The sequence below is a fragment of the Flavonifractor sp. DFI.6.63 genome (assembly GCF_024462255.1).
GTDB lineage: Bacteria > Bacillota > Clostridia > Oscillospirales > Oscillospiraceae > Lawsonibacter_A > Lawsonibacter_A hominis.
The window spans coordinates 16,480-33,997 of sequence record NZ_JANGBE010000015.1; the positions used below are offsets into that span (position 1 = coordinate 16,480).

Annotated in this window: 13 protein-coding genes; 11 read left to right on the forward strand and 2 right to left on the reverse strand. The window is 59.8% G+C overall.

Annotated elements, in window-relative coordinates:
• The first annotated feature begins 1 nt into the window (after nucleotide 1).
• Together NE547_RS09505 and NE547_RS09510 are read left to right on the forward strand one after the other, a co-directional pair.
• Nucleotides 2-886 carry a sugar phosphate isomerase/epimerase gene (locus tag NE547_RS09505; RefSeq protein ID WP_186906836.1) on the forward strand — a complete coding sequence of 295 codons (885 nt, stop codon included), beginning with the start codon at nucleotides 2-4 and terminating at the stop codon, nucleotides 884-886.
• A gap of 39 nt (nucleotides 887-925) precedes the next feature.
• Nucleotides 926-1,945: a Gfo/Idh/MocA family protein gene (locus NE547_RS09510; protein WP_243204683.1), complete on the forward strand. Its 1,020-nt coding sequence runs from the start codon at nucleotides 926-928 to the stop codon at nucleotides 1,943-1,945.
• Nucleotides 1,946-2,011: 66 nt separating this feature from the next.
• Here NE547_RS09510 and NE547_RS09515 read toward each other — a convergent pair whose 3' ends face one another.
• Both NE547_RS09515 and rhuM read right to left on the reverse strand, forming a co-directional pair.
• Nucleotides 2,012-2,257, reverse strand: a complete 246-nt coding sequence (locus NE547_RS09515) for a hypothetical protein (RefSeq protein ID WP_256175687.1) — start codon at nucleotides 2,255-2,257, stop codon at nucleotides 2,012-2,014.
• Entirely contained in the window at nucleotides 2,247-2,567 is a 321-nt protein-coding gene (gene rhuM, locus NE547_RS09520; protein WP_256175601.1) for a RhuM family protein, read from the reverse strand. The genes NE547_RS09515 and rhuM overlap by 11 nt, the downstream gene beginning before the upstream one ends.
• A 376-nt stretch (nucleotides 2,568-2,943) precedes the next feature.
• On the opposite strand from rhuM, the gene NE547_RS09525 reads away from it, so the two are divergent.
• From NE547_RS09525 to NE547_RS09565, 9 genes are all read left to right on the forward strand, one after another.
• On the forward strand, nucleotides 2,944-4,758 hold the full coding sequence (locus tag NE547_RS09525; protein WP_256175603.1) for a sensor histidine kinase: 1,815 nt from the start codon (nucleotides 2,944-2,946) through the stop codon (nucleotides 4,756-4,758).
• Nucleotides 4,733-5,827, forward strand: a complete 1,095-nt coding sequence (locus NE547_RS09530) for a response regulator (RefSeq protein ID WP_256175605.1) — start codon at nucleotides 4,733-4,735, stop codon at nucleotides 5,825-5,827. The genes NE547_RS09525 and NE547_RS09530 overlap by 26 nt, the downstream gene beginning before the upstream one ends.
• A gap of 80 nt (nucleotides 5,828-5,907) precedes the next feature.
• On the forward strand, nucleotides 5,908-7,200 hold the full coding sequence (locus tag NE547_RS09535) for an ABC transporter substrate-binding protein (RefSeq protein WP_256175607.1): 1,293 nt from the start codon (nucleotides 5,908-5,910) through the stop codon (nucleotides 7,198-7,200).
• A 64-nt stretch (nucleotides 7,201-7,264) separates the two neighbouring features.
• The gene (locus tag NE547_RS09540) at nucleotides 7,265-8,143 is read left to right on the forward strand and encodes a carbohydrate ABC transporter permease (protein WP_256175608.1); all 879 of its coding nucleotides are present in this window, start codon (nucleotides 7,265-7,267) and stop codon (nucleotides 8,141-8,143) included.
• A gap of 29 nt (nucleotides 8,144-8,172) precedes the next feature.
• A complete protein-coding gene (locus NE547_RS09545; RefSeq protein WP_256175610.1) occupies nucleotides 8,173-8,970 on the forward strand; it encodes an ABC transporter permease subunit in 798 nt (265 codons plus the stop codon).
• A 4-nt stretch (nucleotides 8,971-8,974) separates the two neighbouring features.
• Nucleotides 8,975-10,477: a glycoside hydrolase family 5 protein gene (locus tag NE547_RS09550; protein WP_256175612.1), complete on the forward strand. Its 1,503-nt coding sequence runs from the start codon at nucleotides 8,975-8,977 to the stop codon at nucleotides 10,475-10,477.
• A complete protein-coding gene (locus NE547_RS09555) occupies nucleotides 10,474-11,817 on the forward strand; it encodes a glycoside hydrolase family 30 beta sandwich domain-containing protein (RefSeq protein ID WP_256175614.1) in 1,344 nt (447 codons plus the stop codon). The genes NE547_RS09550 and NE547_RS09555 overlap by 4 nt, the downstream gene beginning before the upstream one ends.
• 1 nt (nucleotide 11,818) lies before the next feature.
• Nucleotides 11,819-14,851, forward strand: a complete 3,033-nt coding sequence (locus NE547_RS09560; RefSeq protein WP_256175616.1) for a hypothetical protein — start codon at nucleotides 11,819-11,821, stop codon at nucleotides 14,849-14,851.
• Nucleotides 14,852-14,881: 30 nt separating this feature from the next.
• A complete protein-coding gene (locus tag NE547_RS09565) occupies nucleotides 14,882-17,053 on the forward strand; it encodes a discoidin domain-containing protein (protein WP_186906826.1) in 2,172 nt (723 codons plus the stop codon).
• The last annotated feature ends 465 nt before the right edge of the window (nucleotides 17,054-17,518 follow it).

Genomic DNA, 17,518 nt, shown 5'->3' on the forward strand with positions numbered 1-17,518 from the left:
GATGAAACTGGGCGTCAATCAATTTTGCTGGCCCATGTCCTGGAGTGTGGGGGAAGTCCTTCGCTCGGCAGCCAAGTTGGGCTATGAGCGCATGGAGATCTGTTTCACCGCCGCGGACGGCGCTGCCCCGGGCGGCGGCGTCACCGATGCGCTGGACATCAGCGGATACCACAATCCTCTTTTGAATATGCACTCCACCGAAGCGGAGATCCGCACTCTGGGCCATATGGCGGAGGACTGCGGGATCTCCATTGGCAGTGTGGGCGGCATCGTTAGCTTTTCCATCTATCCTCTGACGGCAGAGGATGAAGTGACCGCCGAAAAGAGTGAGTACGCTTTGAAAAAGATGCTGGATGGAGCCCGTATCCTCGGCGCCTCCACCATCCTGGTCATTCCCGGGATGCTCACCGAAGAGATGGACTACCCGGCGGCCTATGACCGGGTGCAGGAGCGCCTGGCCCGGTTGGCCGACTACGCACCGGACATTGATCTGGCAATCGAGAACGTATGGAATAATTTCCTGTACAGTCCTCTGGAGTTGAATCGGCTGGTGGATGAGACCGGGCGAAGCAACTTGGGCATCTACTTCGATGTTGCCAACGCCAAACGCTTCGGCTATCCCCAGCAGTGGATCCGCACCATGGGCAAGCGCATCAAGCAGGTCCATCTGAAGGATTATCGGATGTCTGTGGACAATATCAACGGCTTTACCAATCTGCTGGACGGAGATGTAAACTACCCTGAGGTGGTTCGTGCCCTGGCTGAGACCGGATTTGATGGAACTGCCGTGGTAGAGCTGACGCCTCCCGCCCACTATCTGGTGGAACAGACCCTGCGATATGCAAAGGATACTGCACGGAGCCTGTTTTCCGCTTACTATTCATAAAAATCACCGCTTACGGCGGCAATGAAAGGATGGTTTTCAATGGATAAGATCTATGGCGTGATGATCGTGGGGACTGGCTGGGTCTCTGGCGAGCATATTCGGGCGTTCTCCATGAACCCCTATTCCAAGGTGGTGGCGCTGGTGTCCCGGAGCGAGGAGAAGGGGCGGACCAAGGCCTTGGAGTGCGGTGTTCCCGATGCCCGGGTGTACACTACCATTGACGAGGGACTAAAGGACCCTGATGTGGACATCGTGTGTATCTGCACGCCCAACCACCTCCACGCGGAGCAGACGATCAAAGCCGCAAAGGCGGGCAAGCACATCCTCATTGAGAAACCCATCGCCCTGAACTGGGACGACGCCAAGGCCATGAAGGCCGCAGTAGATGAAGCCGGGGTCAAGACCCTGGTAGGCTATGTCCTTCACTGGAATCCTCTGTTCCTGACGGCCAAAAAACTCCAGCAACAGTATCTGGGCAATCTGTACTACGCCGAGACCGACTATTTCCACCGGGTCACCGAGAGCTACCCCTGCTACTCCTGGACCTGTCAGAAGGGCGTGGGCGGCAGTTCCCTGCTGGCGGGCGGCTGTCACGCCGTAGATGCCATGCGCCAGTTTATGAAGAGCGAGGTGGTGGAGGTCACCGCCTACACCAGCGGATGTCGGAAAGACTTGGAGTTCGACGGTACTCTGGTGATGATCCTGAAGTTCGCCAACGGTGCCATGGCCAAGATCGGCAGCAGTTACGACACCATCTCCCCTTACATCTTCAACCTGCATCTGTACGGAGATAAGGGTACCCTGCTGAACAACAAGCTCTACTCTCCTGAGGAGATTCCCGGTCAGTTGGACTACATGGAGATCCCTGTGACCACGCCGGACAGCGGCGATGTGACCCACCACCCCTTCCCCCAGGAGATCGACCACTTCATCGACTGCATCCGCAACGACAAGGAGACTGAGGTCAGCCTGGCGGACGCCATGAAGACCCAGGCCATCGTGTTTGCAGCCGACAAGTCTGCCGCAGAGGGCCACCCCGTAAAGCTTCCGCTGGACTAAATTTTTCAGGCAAGACAGTAGACCGCCCCGCGACAGAAAATAGTGTCGTGGGGCGGTTTTTCGTTATTATGTATCTCTCCACCCCTTCCGTTTTGCCAAGTCCGGCATTCCAAAGCAGAACGGTTCCCACGGTGCCAAAGTGTAGCCCGAACGGTCGCGGTCCTCGAAAAAGGTCAGGGTAGAGCCGGGAAATTTTTGTTCTACAAAGTCCCGGATGATGGCCTTCTGGTTCTCAACGGAGACATTGTCCCTATCCATTTCGTCATCCAGGGAAATGCGGCAATATCCCGCGATGCGGAGATTATTCTCCATCCCCGCGGCCTGCCTTCAGATACTTTGACATGGCCCGGTCGAAGTCCGAGATGTACTCCGCGTCCTGAGGCTTTCGGAACTGCTCACAGACCTCAGAGACGCACCGCGCTGCCGCCTCGCGCGAGACCTTGCCCTTGCCGGGCAGCACGTCGCAGCGGCTGAACTCGAGGAGCCGGTCCGTCTGACCGAGCCAGCCGGCCATGCTCATTGGCTGTCCGTCCTCCGCCATGAGCTGCGCGTAGTCGATAAACATGGTAACGAGCCGGTCTAGAGGCCTCCGGCGCCGGACTTGTAGACGGCGACCTGGCACTTCTTCGGCTTATGCTCCCGGCACAGCCCGTCTATCCGCGCGCGGACGCCCGCGTCCGCGTGTTCGGCCTTTGAGACAGCCCAGTGCAACAAGAACCGCTCGACAAGATATGACAGAATTTGCTTTGAAACTGTGATGCACTTGAGATGTGCCCGCCCGGAGTGGTATACTGTTCTCAGTCAATTATAGGGGTGAATAGCTTGGCTGATATTGAAAATGCTGCCGTTTGGGGCATTCACCCGAAGGATGACTCCATATTTTTGAATCAGGATATCATTGCGATAACGTGACCATGTGCTTATGTTTCGGAGCTGCGCCAGTTCTCTTTTGGCGAGGCGGCCGGCGTGTGTGATAAACTTCATATGAGCTCGAACATATGAACTGCGGGGTGGTGAAATTGAAAAGAGCCAAGCTTGGATTTACGGCCTGGCCTCTGTACCGCAAGCTGTTTTTGGTCATGGCGCTGATTTCGCTTGTGCCGGTGTTGATTGTGCTATGCGTAGCTCTGATGCTTACATACAGGACGATGGAGGAGCAGCTTGTATATGACAGCAAGATGAGCGTGGAATGGCTCCAGGAGCGGCTGGAGATGGAAATTGAGGACTATACGCGGACGTTTTATGAATTTGAAATAGACAAGGATTTCAGGAGCGCCCTCTCTCAGTGGTGCTTACAGGGAGACGAGCTCAACTACAGCTCCAAGCTGGAGCTTATAACCGGGCTCAACCAGACCGTCAGCATAAACAGGAACATAAACGCGATAGAGCTTTACAACCTCAGCCGGGACAAGGCCCTCATCGCGGAGCGCTCCAGTACGTTTTTCACAGATACGGCCGGCCGGCTGGAGCAGTGGCTCTCCCGCGACGAGGCGCTCCAGAGCAATCTGGTGTTCCTGAGAAGCGGCAGGGAGATACTTCTCATGCACCAGATGCACCGGTTTGAAAACGGCGAGCCATATGCGCTTTTGGTGCTGCGGCTGAGGGCTTATTTTGTGCAGGACATACTTGACGCCATCAAATCCACACCGCAGGAATCCATCATACTTTTCAACGACCAGGGAGAGGTCATAGAATCCGACATGTCCGAATACGCGGGATTCGGTGCGGAAGAGGCGCTTGGTTACGCAGAGCGGCTGTCCGGGACCATCTCCGGCCACACCCACGAAAACGGCTGCTACTGGTTTTACCGCTCCGTCAGCGGCGGCAAGCTGAATATCGTCCAGGCCATGCCGGACAGCGCGATACGCAGTTCGCTCGAGGGCACTCTTGTAAGCGGCATTTTTGTCGCGATACTCGCGGTTGCGGCTTCGATGCTGTTTTCAGCCATAGTGTCGCGCGTGATAAGCCGCCCCATAGTCGAGCTCGCCAATACGATGCGCAGCAGCACCTTTGAGGACAACGTGCTCGTGCGCTCCCAGCGCAGCGACGAGATAGGCTTCCTGCTGGACAGCTTCAACCTCATGCAAAAGCAGAACAAGGAGCTCGTGGACAGCGAGTACACCAGCCAGATAGCCCGCCGCAGCGCACAGCTGCAGGCGCTCCAGTCGCAGATAAACCCCCATTTTCTATATAACACTTTGCAGGTAATCGGTGGCCTGGCCCTGCGGAAAAACGCGCCCGAGATATACTCCGTCACGACCGCGCTCGGGGACATACTCCGCTACAGCCTGAACTTTACGGACGAGACCGTCTCCCTCGCCGAAGAGCTGCACTATTTTGAGAGCTATCTCTCCATCCAGAAGCAGCGGTTTGGTGACAAACTGCACATCAGCATAGCCGTGCCCGGAGAGATAGCGGCCGCTCCGGTCCCGAAGCTGATATTGCAGCCGATACTCGAAAACAGCTTTCAGCACGGCCTGCCGGACAAGAAGGCGTGCTGGGACATATCCATCGAAGCCGTGCGCAGGGACGGCCGGCTGGAAATAACCGTCTCCGACAACGGCGTCGGCATACCGCAGGAGAAGCTCGCAGAACTCCGGGAGACGCTGCGGACGGCGAACTACGGCGGCCTTCGCTCGGGGCGGCACATAGGCCTCGCCAACGTGAACATGCGAATACGGCTGCGCGACGGCGGAGATCCGTTCGGCGTGGACATCCAGAGCGTCGAGGGAGAGGGCACCGTCGTAACGCTGGTGCTCAGGGACAGGCTTGGAGAGGAGGGAAATAATGAACTGCACCGCAGTGATAATTGACGACGAGCCCTGCGTCCGGGACGTCGTGAAAGCCCTGGGGCATTGGAGCGAGCTGGGCATTGCCGTGGTCGGAGAGGCGGAAGACGGGGCGGCCGGTTTGGAGCTGGTCATGCAGCTCAAGCCGGACATCGTGATATCGGACGTCAAAATGCCGCGCATGAGTGGGCTTGAGCTCGCCTCCCGGCTCCAGAGCGCGCCGTGCCCGCCTCAGGTCATGATAGTCAGCGGGTATGACGACTACGACCTCGTGAGGCAGGCCCTGAAGTGCGGCGTCACCGACTATCTGCTCAAGCCCATCAAGGAGTCGGAGCTCAACGAGCAGCTGACAGCCTGCGCTCGGGCGGTGTCACAGCGCTCCGCGGACTCCCCCAAGCCTTCAGAATGGCAGGCCATACTCGAGGGCAAACCCTGGCTGGTGCGCTTCCGCTCCTTCCAGTATGAGTTGGGCGAGCTGCTGAGAAGCGCCGACAAGAAGGTGATACAGGAGCGGTTTGCCGCCCTCAAGGCCGGGATAGGCGGCGACGCCGGCCTGCCGGAGACGATATACTGCTATTACTCGCTCGTCGCCGTGCTGCAGGGCTTCATGCAGGAGAACGGCCTGGAGGGCGGCGGCGAGCTCAGCTACGTGTTCGGCAGCGGGGACGACATGGACGGCGTCCTGAACCGCGTCTGCGAATGGTTCTGCGAGGCTTCGGACGAGGCCGCCCGGCGCCTGAGGCAGCGCGGCCGGTTGGATATCGGCCAGGTCAGGCAGTACATAAGCGAAAATTACGACAAGAACCTGAGCCTCCAGTCCGTGGCCGACCACTTCTATGTCAGCCGCGAATATCTGAGCCGCAGCTTCAAGGCCGAGTACAAGGGGAGCTTTTCCGAGTACCTCCTCTCCTGCCGGATGGAGCGGGCGAAGGTCCTCCTCGTCGAGTACAACCTCCCGATAAAGGAAGTCTGGAGGATGCTCCGCTTCGTTGAGCAGACGCATTTTTATAAGTGCTTCAAAAGATATTTCGGCATGACGCCGGGCGAGATGCGCGCGGCATCAAAAACAGACAACAAAACAGGTCAAGCATAGCTAATGCTATTTGCACAAAAATTGTGTATTCTTTAATTGGCGATTGGGAAAAGCGACTAAAACGAAAAGGAGGATACACAATGAAAAAGTACCTGGCACTGTTTTTGGCGCTGTGCATGCTCTTGGCGCTTGCGGCATGCGGAGAGCCGTCGGAGCCTGCCGGCAGCTCGGAGCCGCCTGCCGACAGCGGCGAGCCCGTAAGCGAGGAGCCGGTGGAGGCCGAGCTCGACATAATGATGAGCTTCCCGCAGTTCATGGACCAGTGGGAGACCTACTGCAAGCAGTTTGAGGAAAAGATGCTGGCGGAGGAGAACATCAAGCTCACCATAAATCTCGAGATGCCCAGCTCCGGCGACTATGAGAGCGTGCTCCAGACGAGGCTGACCGGCGACGACGCGCCCGACCTCTTCACGCTGCACAGCAACAATATAGCCGCCTACTACGACGCGGGGCACCTCGCGGACCTCTCCGGCGAGGCGCTGGCTGAGAAAATCTATCCCGACGTGGCCGCCATGGTGACCTACGACGGCAAACTCCTGGGCGTGCCCATCGAGAGCCAGGCCTGGGGCCCGCTGTACAACAAGGCCATCTTTGAGGAGTGCGGCCTCGAGGTCCCGAATACGCTGGACGAACTCAAAAATGTCGTCGCCGTGCTGGAAGAAAACGGCTATACCCCCTTCATGCTGGCCTTCCAAGAGCAGTGGGTGCCGCAGCTCATGACCGCGCTGACGCTGGGCGGCAAGGTCTCCGGCGAGGTCCCCGACTGGGTGGACAGGATGAATGCCGGCGAGGGCTCCTACACCGAGATGGCCGAGATTTTCGATGTCATTGACCTCATCATGCAGCACGGCACGGACCGCGCGATGGAGCAGGGCTCCGAGGCGGGCGCCGCCGCCTTCGCAAACGGCGAGGCCGCCATGTTCGTGCAGGGCACCTGGGCCTCCGGGACCATCATGACGACGAACCCGGACATGCAGCTCGGCGTGTTCGCCCTGCCCATAAACAACAACGTGGACTGCACCAGGGTCAATCTCTCCGTATCGACCACCCTGGCCGTCCACCCGTCCAGCGATGAGATGGACCTCGCGCTCAAGTTTGCGAACTACGTCCTGGACGACGCCGACTCCTCCGCGCTCTTCGAGAGCTGCTCCTTCAACCCTCTGGCCACCTGCCACACATACGAGCCCGCGAGCTGGGTGGCGGACGCTTCGGCCTATGTCTCCGAGGGGCGCTGTTATAAGGACCTGGTGCTGCCCTCCGCCGTCACCGATGAGCAGGGCAGGCTGCTCCAGGAGTACTACGTCGGCAGCGTGACCAAGGATGAGATGATCCAGAGGCTTGACGAGGTGTATGCTCAGACGATAGCCGGCTGACAGAATTTTTCCGGAAGGGCGGGCCGCGACCCGCCCTTCTATCTCATGTACGGAGGTGTTCGGCTTGAGCGGAACCAAGAGGGCCAATCTGAGGCTGCTGCTGTTCTGCGCCCCGGCGCTCGTTGTCTACCTTGTATTCAAGCTCTATCCGGCCGTCGCGGGCATCGGCTATGCGATGACGGACTGGAACGGCCTGAGCAAAGACTATGAATTCGTGCTCTTTGACAATTTTATTGCGGCGTTCAGGGACAAGTATTTCTGGCAGTCGGTATGGTTCACGCTGAAATATGTCGCCGTCATGGTCGCAGTTGCCAACACGGCCGCTCTGGCGCTGGCCGTAGCCATCGAAAGCCGCAGGCGCGGACGCGGGGTATACCGCACGATTTTTTACATGCCGAACATGATAAGCATGGTCATCGGCGGCTACATGTGGATGTTCATCTTCACGAAGGTGCTCTACTACATGGCCGACAACTGGGGCATGAAATTCCTCGACCACTCCTGGATAGGCGACCCCAGGTATTCCTTCGCGGCCATCATCATAGTCGCCTCCTGGGCCACGGTGGGCTATCTCATGATAATCTACATGGCGGCGCTCCAGGGCGTGCCGAAGGACCTCCTTGAGTCCGCCGAGCTTGCGGGAGCCAACTCCAGGCAGTGCTTCTTCCGGGTGACGCTGCCGCTCATCCTCCCGGCCGTGACCATAGGCGTGTTCTGGACGCTGAACTCGGGCTTTCAGGTGTTCGACGTCATCTACGCTCTCACGGGCGGCGGGCCGGGGCGGGCCACGCAGTCTGTCGCCATGAACATCTATGAGGAGGCCTTCCGCGGCAACATACGCTACGGCTACGCCACGGCGAAGTCCACCATCCTGTTCGTCATCGTCCTCATAATAACGCTCATCCAGCTCCGGGTGATGAAGTCGAGGGAGGCAGAGCTGTGAAAAGTCGCAGGAAACTGGGAGGAGCCCTCGTGCATCTCCTGCTCATCATCGGGGCGCTGTTCTGGCTCGCGCCGCTGCTGCTGGCGCTCATGAACTCCTTCAAGACAAACGGCGAGCTGCTGACAAACGTCCTCTCCCTGCCCAAATCGCTGAGCTTTGAAAACTACGCCCGCACGATGGACAAGATGCACTATTTCCGCAGCCTGGGCAACACCGTCCTGCTCTCCAGCGTGAGCGTGACGCTCATCATACTCTTCTCCTCCCTGGCCGGCTGGAAGCTGTGCAGGACGAAGACGCGGCTGTCCAAGTTCATCTTCGGGCTTTTCGTGTTTTCAATGCTCATCCCGTTCAGCTCCATCATGATACCCATATACCGCGTCATCCTCGCCCTCAAGCTGAAAAATTCCCTGCTCGGGCTCTCGCTCGTTTATGCGGGCCTCGGCGTGAGCATGGCGGTGTTTCTGTATCACGGCTTTGTCAAAGGCATCCCTCAGGAGCTCGAGGAGGCGGCGGAGATGGATGGCTGCGGGCAGCTCCAGGTGTTCCGGTACATGGTATTTCCGCTGCTCAAGCCGATCACCGCCACGGTCTGCATAACCAATGTCCTCTGGGTCTGGAACGACTTCCTCCTGCCGCTCATAGTCATCTCGGACAACAAGAAATACACTCTGCTGCTCTCCACAAACACGCTCTTCGGCCAGTACAGCAGCGACTGGACGGCGATACTCAGCGCGCTTATTATAGCCGCGCTGCCCGTCATCGTGTTCTACGCCTTTTTCCAGAAGCAGATACTTCGGGGCATATCCGAAGGCGCGCTAAAGGGGTGACGGCATGGAAAGGCTGTACGTTGAAAAAGGCCGCCTGGCGGCGGGCGGCGTCCCCGTGCTGCTGCGCGGCTTCGGCCTGGGCGGCTGGCTGCTGCCCGAGGGCTACATGTGGAGGTTCTATACGAAGTGCGACCGCCCCCGCCGCATAGAGGCCCTTATTGAAAAACTCTGCGGCGCGGAATACGCGGCCTCGTTCTGGGAGCGGTACTACGGCTCCTACATAACCGAGGCCGATATCCGTCTAGCGGCCCAAAACGGTTTCAACTCGGTGAGGCTGCCGTTCAACGCCCGGCACCTGAGGGAGCCGGGGTACCTCCGGTGCATAGACGACTGCGTCCGCTGGTGCGGGAAACACGGGGTGTACGCGATACTCGACATGCATGCCGCGCCCGGCGGGCAGACGGGGCAGAATATTGACGACAGTGAGCGGGATTTGCCAGAGCTCTTCATGCGCCCGGAACACCGGGACGAGCTGTGCGCACTCTGGGCGCTGCTCGCGGCCAGGTACCGCGGCGAAGCGGCCGTGGCGGGCTTCGACCTGCTCAACGAGCCGCTCATAAGGAAGGACGCGGAGCATAACGGCCGGCTTGTCCCCCTTTACCTGCGGATCACGGAGGCCGTAAGGCGCGCCGACCCGGAGCGCATCGTCATCTGGGAGGGCGCACACTGGGCGACCGACTTCTCCGTGTTCGACGCGCTGGAGAGAGAGGACCTGCCGGAAAACCTCGTGCTCCAGTTCCACAAGTACTGGAGCACGCCCGACGAGGAGAGCCTCGGCGGTTTTCTCGGTACGGCCCGGCGGCTGGAGCTGCCGCTCTATTGCGGCGAGTCGGGCGAGAACAACCTGGACTGGTACGCCGCCATGTTCCCGCTGCTGGACAGGCTCGGCATAAGCTGGAGCTTCTGGTCCTACAAGAAAATGGCGACGCCGAACTCCGTCTCCGTGTTCCCCGAGCCCGAGCGCTGGGGCGAGCTGCTGGATTTTCTGGACGGAGGCGAGCCTCCCGCGAGGCCGCAGGAGATTTTCAACGACTTCCTCGCCTGCATAGGCCGCGCAGAGATACGCCGGGACGTCCTCTCGGCGCTCTGCCGGCGCCCGCCGGTACGCATACCCGCCGAAGCCTTCGACGGGTGTCGGGTATCCGGGCCCCGGGGCGCCGGGGCGGACTTCCGCCCCACCTCGCCCGTCACGATAATTTTTGCCGACGGACACACGGGCGCGCCGGATTTCCGCCGCTACGGCGGGGAGCCTCAGCCCGAGAGCGAGCGCATGCTCGTGAAGCTGCGGGAGGGAGACAGCGTGACCTACCGTGTCGCCTGCTCCGGCAGGATCCGGGTGCGGGTGTCGGCCTCAGCTCCCGGCGGGCTGTGGGCAGACGGCGGCTCCGGACTCGTGAGCTTGGAGCGCGAAGGCGGCGGGGCCTTTGTCGAACTGGACGGAAAGCTCACCCTGACCTGTGTGTCGGGCGAGGCGCTTTTGGATTATATAGAGGTATTTGAGCTATGAAAATAATGACCACATCCGGCGGGGCGGCGGGCCGCGCCGCGGTTTGCCGCACCTCTTTTCATCCGGACGCCGCGAACCGGGAGGAACTCATCCTCAACCTGTATCCGGAGGAACGCTTTCAGACCTTCCTCGGCTTCGGCGGAGCCGTCACCGACTCCGCGGCGTATGTGTACTCCACTCTGGCCCCCGAGCTCCGGGCCGAAGTCGTCGGGGCCTGCTACGGGGAGGAGGGGCTGGGCTATACGCTGGCCAGGAGCCATATCGACAGCTGCGACTTTTCGACGGAGCCCTACTGCGCGGACGCGCTGGAGGATGACGCGGCGCTTGAGCACTTTTCGCTTGAGCGCCCGGGCAAGTACATCTTCCCCATGCTGGACGACATAGTCCGGGCCTGTCCGGGGCTCAAGCTGATGCTCTCGCCCTGGTCGCCCCCGGCGTATATGAAGGACAGCGCGGAGCGCACCGGCGGAGGAAAGCTGCGCCCCGAATACTGCGGACGCTGGGCCAGGTATATGTGCAGGTACGCGCTGGAGTACAGACGGCGCGGATACGGCGTCTTCGCCATGTCTGTGCAGAATGAGCCGAACGCCGTCCAGAGCTGGGAATCCTGCCGATACACGCCGGAGGAGGAACGGGACTTCCTGCTCGGCTTCCTCGCCCCGGAGCTGCGAAGGCAGGGACTCGGGAACGTCGTGCTCACGATATGGGACCACAACAAGGAGCGCCTCTTCGACCGCGTGGACGCCATCTGCTCCGACCCCGAGGCAAACGCCTGCGCTGGCGCGGCGGGCTTCCACTGGTACGGCGGGGACCACTTCGACGCGCTCAGGCTCGTGCGCCGGAAGTACCCGGACAAGCTGCTCATGTTCACGGAAGGCTGCATAGAGTATTCAAAGGGCTCGCACGGCGCGCAGACCGCGAACGCGGAGCGCTATGCGCGGGAGATCCTGCACAGCTTCAACGCCGGCCTGAACGCCTTTTTCGACTGGAATGTGCTGCTGGACATGAGCGGCGGCCCGAATCACAAGGGCAACTACTGCGACGCGCCGATAATGGCGGACATCGTCGCAGGCGAGCTCAAGTACAATCTCAGTTACAGCTATATCCGGCACTTCTCCCGCTACATCCGTCCCGGGGCGGTGCGCATCGGCACCACCTGTTATGACAATGACCTGGGCTTCTGCGCCGCGTTCAATCCCGACGGCTCCATAGCCGCCGTGGCGCTGAACACCTCGGATGAGGAGAAAAGGGGCTTCGTCCGCCTGCACGGAAAGCTGGCCGAGGCCGTCTTTCCGGAGCACAGCATAAGCACCCTGCTCATAGGCGGAGAGGAGGCCTGACGTGGACTGCTGCTTTGACGGCGACGTCTTTGTGCTCCGGGATTACAACCGGGAGCCACCCTTTTCCGGGCTGCTGCCCGGCGTCGCCGGGCTCCGCGGGGTTCCGCTGTGGTGCTTTTATGTGAGCCGCGGCCAGGGCGTGGCGTCCTTCGGCGCGGGGGAGCGCGACGGCGCGATGATGGAATACGTCCCGGCCGTGACGGCGTATGAGGACACGGCGAGGAAGGGCTTCCGCACCTTCATAAGCTGCGGGGGGCGCTGCTTCGAGCCCTTTGCGCCCGACGACCCGGCCCAAAAGCAGGAGCTGCGCGTCAGCCGCGCGGCGCTGGAGCTCAGGGCCCTGCACGAGCCGAGCGACATCGAAGTCCGCGTCGAATACCGCATCCTGCCCGGCGAGGACATGGGCGCGCTCATGCGCCGGGTGACGGTACGGAACACCGGCGGCGGCAGCATAACGTTCAGGCTTGCCGACGGCATGGCGCGGGTGATACCGGCGGGCATACGCAACCGCGAGTTCCGCGAGATGGCAAACCTGCTCAAGAGCTATTTTGACGCCCGGCTCGACGGGAGCGGCGCCGCCCTCTTCTCCTCGCGCACGACGACGGAGAACACGGCCAGGGTGGGGAGCGTGCGCCGGAAAAATTTCTACTTTGCCTCAAGCGGGGGCCGGGCCATGAAGCTCGTCTGCGACCCCGTGCGGCTGTTTGGCCCCGACACGGCGCTGGGCAGGCCCGCGCGCTTCTACGAGGCCGGCTTCGACATGGGCGGAGCGCCCTCGGACGCCCGCGACGTCATCCCATGCGCCATGGCTCTGGGCGAGTTTTCCCTCGCGCCAGGCGGGGAGGCGGTGATAGACGCCTTTGCCGGGAGCGCGGACAGCGCGGAGCAGGCAGCGCTCTACACACATAAATTTACGGACAAGGCCTGGTGCGACGGCAAACACGCGCTCTCGGAGCAGGTGGTCTTGGAGCCGGCCTCGGCCCTCGAGCTCGAGACAGCGGAGCCTCTGTTCGACGCCTATGTGCGCCAGTGCCTGCTGGATAACGCCCTGCGCGGCGGCTGGCCCGTTACGCTGGGAGGCAGGCTGCTGCACCTGTACGGCCGCAGGCACGGCGATTTGGAGCGCGACTACAACTACTTCCGGCTTCAGGCCTCGCACTATTCGCAGGGCGACGGCAATTTCCGCGACGTATGCCAGAACCGCCGCAGCGACGTGCTGCTGTTCCCCGAAGCGGGCGAGAGCGAAGTTCTGGAATTTCTCGGCCTCATCCAGCCGGACGGATACAACCCGCTTGAGATACATCCCTCGCGGCTCGTCCTCGGGCCCGAAGGCCGGGGCGCGGCGGCGGAGCTGCTCCGCGGCGGGGAGGCGATAATAGAAAAGCTCTCCGCGGGCCTGAGCGCCGGAGAGCTGTGGAGCGAGCTGCGCTCCGCCGGATATGCGGACGCGGACGAGCTGACCGCCAGGCTCTGCCCCCTGTGCGAATACCGGGCGCACTATGAGTTCGGCGACGGCTATTGGATAGACCACTGGACCTATGTGCCGGAACTTGTGGACAACTACCTGAAAATGTACCCGGAGTCGCGGGACAGACTGCTGTTTTTCTCCCGAGTCGGTTGGCCGGAGGCGGGGGCGAGGCTCCGTCCCTTGCGCGAGCGGCTCACAGCCTCCGACCGGGGCCTGCGCCAGTATGAGGCGGTCAGGGAAGCGGCCCTCCCTGCCTCCGGTGCGCCGGAGACGAGCGTTTACGCCAAGCTGTTTTTCCTCGCCGCCCTCAAATGCGCCACCCTTGACCCCAGGCAGACCGGTATGGAGATGGAGGCGGGCAAGCCCGGCTGGAATGACGCGCTCAACGGCCTGCCGGGGCTGTTTGGAAGCAGCTCGTCCGAATGTGCGGACCTGCTTCTTCTCCTGCGAAGGCTGCGGGGCTGGTGTGACCTGCCGGAGGTGGAGTTCCCGTCCGAGTTCATCGGCTTTGCCCGCAGATTGAACGGCCTGCTGCACAGGTTTGACTTTTGCCGCGCGCCGTCCCTGGAGTTCTGGTTCGCGTCGCTGAAGCTGCGGGAGAAGTGGCGGGCCAGGGTATACTCCGGGGAGCTCGGCGGCGGGAGCGAGAATGTGACGCGCGAGGAGCTCCTGAACATTGTCCGCGGGCTTGAAGAGCTCGTTCAAAACGGCCTGCGGCGGGCAAAAAACAGCTCCGGCCTGCTCGACACCTATTTTATAAACGAGCCTGCCGTCGAGGGCGCTCTGCCGTCCGAGGATACCGTCGCGGCGGTGGAAAGCCGTCCGCTGCCGCTGTTTCTGGAGGGTCAGGCGAAGCTCATGCGCGTTTTCCCGGACGAGGCTCCGAGAATACATCACCTGGTCGAGGAAAGCCCGCTCTATGAACGCGAACTCAAAATGTACCGTCTCTGCGCGCCGCTGCACGGAGAAAGCCCGGAGTTGGGGCGCATAACGGCCTTTACGCCGGGCGTCTTTGAGCGGGAGAGCATCTTCCCCCACGCCGAGTTCAAATATCTGCTGTCGATGCTGGACGCCGGTCTGTACTCCGAGCTGTTCGAGCGCATGAGGACCGTGCTTCCGCCGTTTTTTGACCCGGCCCGATACGGGCGCAGCACGCTTGAAAACTCGTCGTACATCGTGTCGTCGGCAAACCCGGACGCGGAGCTGGCCGGCAGGGGCTTCGTCGGCCGGCTGAGCGGAGCGGCGGCCGAGGTCATCACTCTGTGCCTGCGCATGTTCCTGGGCGACAAGTTGTTTTACATGGAAGGCGGACAGCTCGCTTTCGCCGTGGAGCCCGTGCTGCCGGGCTGGCTGTTCAGGGAGGACGGAACCCTCAGCTTCCGCTATCTCGGCTGCCGGTTTTCATACGTCAACCCGTCAGGAAGGCACACCTATGGCCCGGACGGCGCAAGGCCCGGACGGCTTGTCTGCGGCAGCCATGAGTTCTCCCGCCCCCTCCTGCCGTCCGCCCTCGCGTCCCGGCTCCGTGAGAAAAAGCTCGAAGAGCTGACCGTCCTATTTGAATAGCCGAAAACCGAGTGTGTGAAAGGAGAAGCAATGAAAAACGCAAAGCGAATCGTAGCGATGACCCTTGTGACAGCGTTGTGCCTTTTCAGCTTCGTATTGACGGGCTCAACAGAGGCCATAGCGGAATATACGCCCACGCTGTCAATGCTGCACACAAGCGGAAAGTACATCTATAACGAGGAGAATGAGCGGATAACCCTGCGCGGCACCAACCTCGGCGGCTGGCTGATGCAGGAGGGCTGGATGACGCCCCTCGGTTCGGGTGAAATTGACCACAATTTCATAGTAAACATCACCGCGTCGGACACCAATGGAAACAATATTGCAGCGTATGCTAGCGACACCGTGACAGAAAACGGGCTGACCACAAACAACATGAACACATACTGGCAATCCACCTCCGCACAGGCCGCGGACAGCGCGGAGCTGCTGATAGAATTCGACAAGACCAGGTACTTCGACAGAATAGTTGTAGAAACGGGCCCCAATCATACCGGAGACTATCTCAGGGGCGCGGTCGTGTGGATGAGCAACAACTGGACCGACTGGTTTTCTCCGGCCTCGATAACCGTAGATGAGAGCAAGGCGTCGGAGGGCATTATAACTGTACTCACCGGTGAACAATCGGCAAAATATATCGCAATCCGGCCGGGAAGGGCTTCGGAGGACGGACAGTACTGGACCGTGGCAAACATAAGCCTCTGTATGACCGACGAATACAATGTCAGGAATCATCTCATACGCCGATTCGGTGAGAGCAGGACCAATGAGATGATAGCGACCTTCCAGGAAAACTACATCACAGAGGCCGATATTATAAACATTGCAAACATGAATATGAATTTTGTTCGTGTCCCCGTTTACTGGATGGACTTTGCCCTGAAGGACGGAACACTCAGAACGGATGCGGACAGCGGCTTTGCCAGGCTCGACTGGCTGCTAGAGGTCTGCGATGAAAACGGTATATATGTACTTATCGACTTTCACGGCGCGCCCGGGGGCGTGAATTGCTGGGCAAGCTGCGGACAGGCCAGCACAATTCCGACCGAGCTGTATGCCGGAGATCCCGATACAGTAGAATGGAATCAGAGCGTAGTACTCAACATATGGAGCGCCCTGGCCACTCGATATAAGGACAATCCGACGGTAGCCGCCTACGGACTCCTGAATGAGCCCGTGCTGAACTTCGACACGAACCCTGCGTATGAGAACCTTAAATACGGCTTTTATGACGAAATCTACGACACGGTGCGCGCCATTGACAACAACCATATAGTCATATTTGAGGAGTTCATGGACTGGAGCGTGGCAGCAAACCGGCCCGAGCGCCAGACCTGGACAAACTATATGTTCGATAAGCATCCGTACGACATGCCGAATTACCTGTCCTGGGACGCCCAGAAGTCGCTGGCAAACAACACTGTGTCCACGATGTCGCAGATACAGGACCAGTGGAACGTGCCCCTCATCGTCGGCGAGTTCTGCCTTTACTACTTTTCGGACGTGTGGGACGATTTTCTGTCCGACCTCAACGAAAACAGCATCTCCTGGACAAACTGGAACTATAAAGTCAGGGGAACGATATACGAAAGCGGCGGCGGTAATTGGGGGTACTATAACACCTGGGATGGCGAAGACCCGGACCTCATGCACGACAGCGCGAATGAGATAGAGGCGATTTGGGCCGCGACCGGGACCGCCTCCCATTACCAGGCAAACGAGCCGCACATAAACATAGTCTCCGCTAGGGCTGACGGAAGTACAAACCATCCATATGTAGCTCTGGACAGAAGTTCGTGGGTCGTGAGCGCAAACGGCAATCCGCAGTGGCCATATGACCCCGTATCGAACATGATAGACGGCAGCCTCTCAACTCGTTGGACAACAGGCGAGGCCCAGACCGCAGGACATTATGTGCTCGTCGATTTTGGTCAAACCGAAAACTTCGACAAAATAGTGCTGGAGCACGATGCAAATGATTATCCGGGGTCATACAAGGTCGAGATATCACAGGATGGAGCGGTATTTACCGAGGTAGAGCTGAACAATATTCACATAGGCTTCGGGCCTAAAATGGTTTTGCTGCCAAGCACGCCGCAAACATCGAGATATGTAAAGATCAGTTTAACAGGCCCAAATCCTATCGACAACTGGTGGTCTATCTGCGAACTTAATATACTATGGAGAAATGTACATGGTTGAATGCCTTCAGCCACGGAATAGAAGAGATGCCTTTCTGAGCGGCTCGGCTCTAACTGATAAAAGGCCCGGCGTTTGCAAAACGCCGGGCCTTGCTATATTCTTCGGCTTTTATCTTAGCGGCTGTATGTCGGCACCACTCTCCTTTTCCGGGTTACATGCGGAACGTATCGGCTGATCCTCAAAGTGTTGAACCGCGTCGTTGCTCATACCATGTGCCCCCCAAAAATTTTTATTTTATTGCACCATATTTTGCCTCAAGGTCAACTTTCACCGAATTTTTCGCGCCACTTCGAGCATGGCGGAGCAAAAGCGTTCCCATGGGTACAATGTTTTCAGCGGGGGTTCCCCTGGCTTGGTACGCCCGTTTGGGTCGAAAGGGCCCTGGGACGGGCCTTTGGCCCAAACGGAAACAGACGACGGCAAGAAATTCATGTGTACGTTAAGGGGCCCGGAGCATATGCTCCG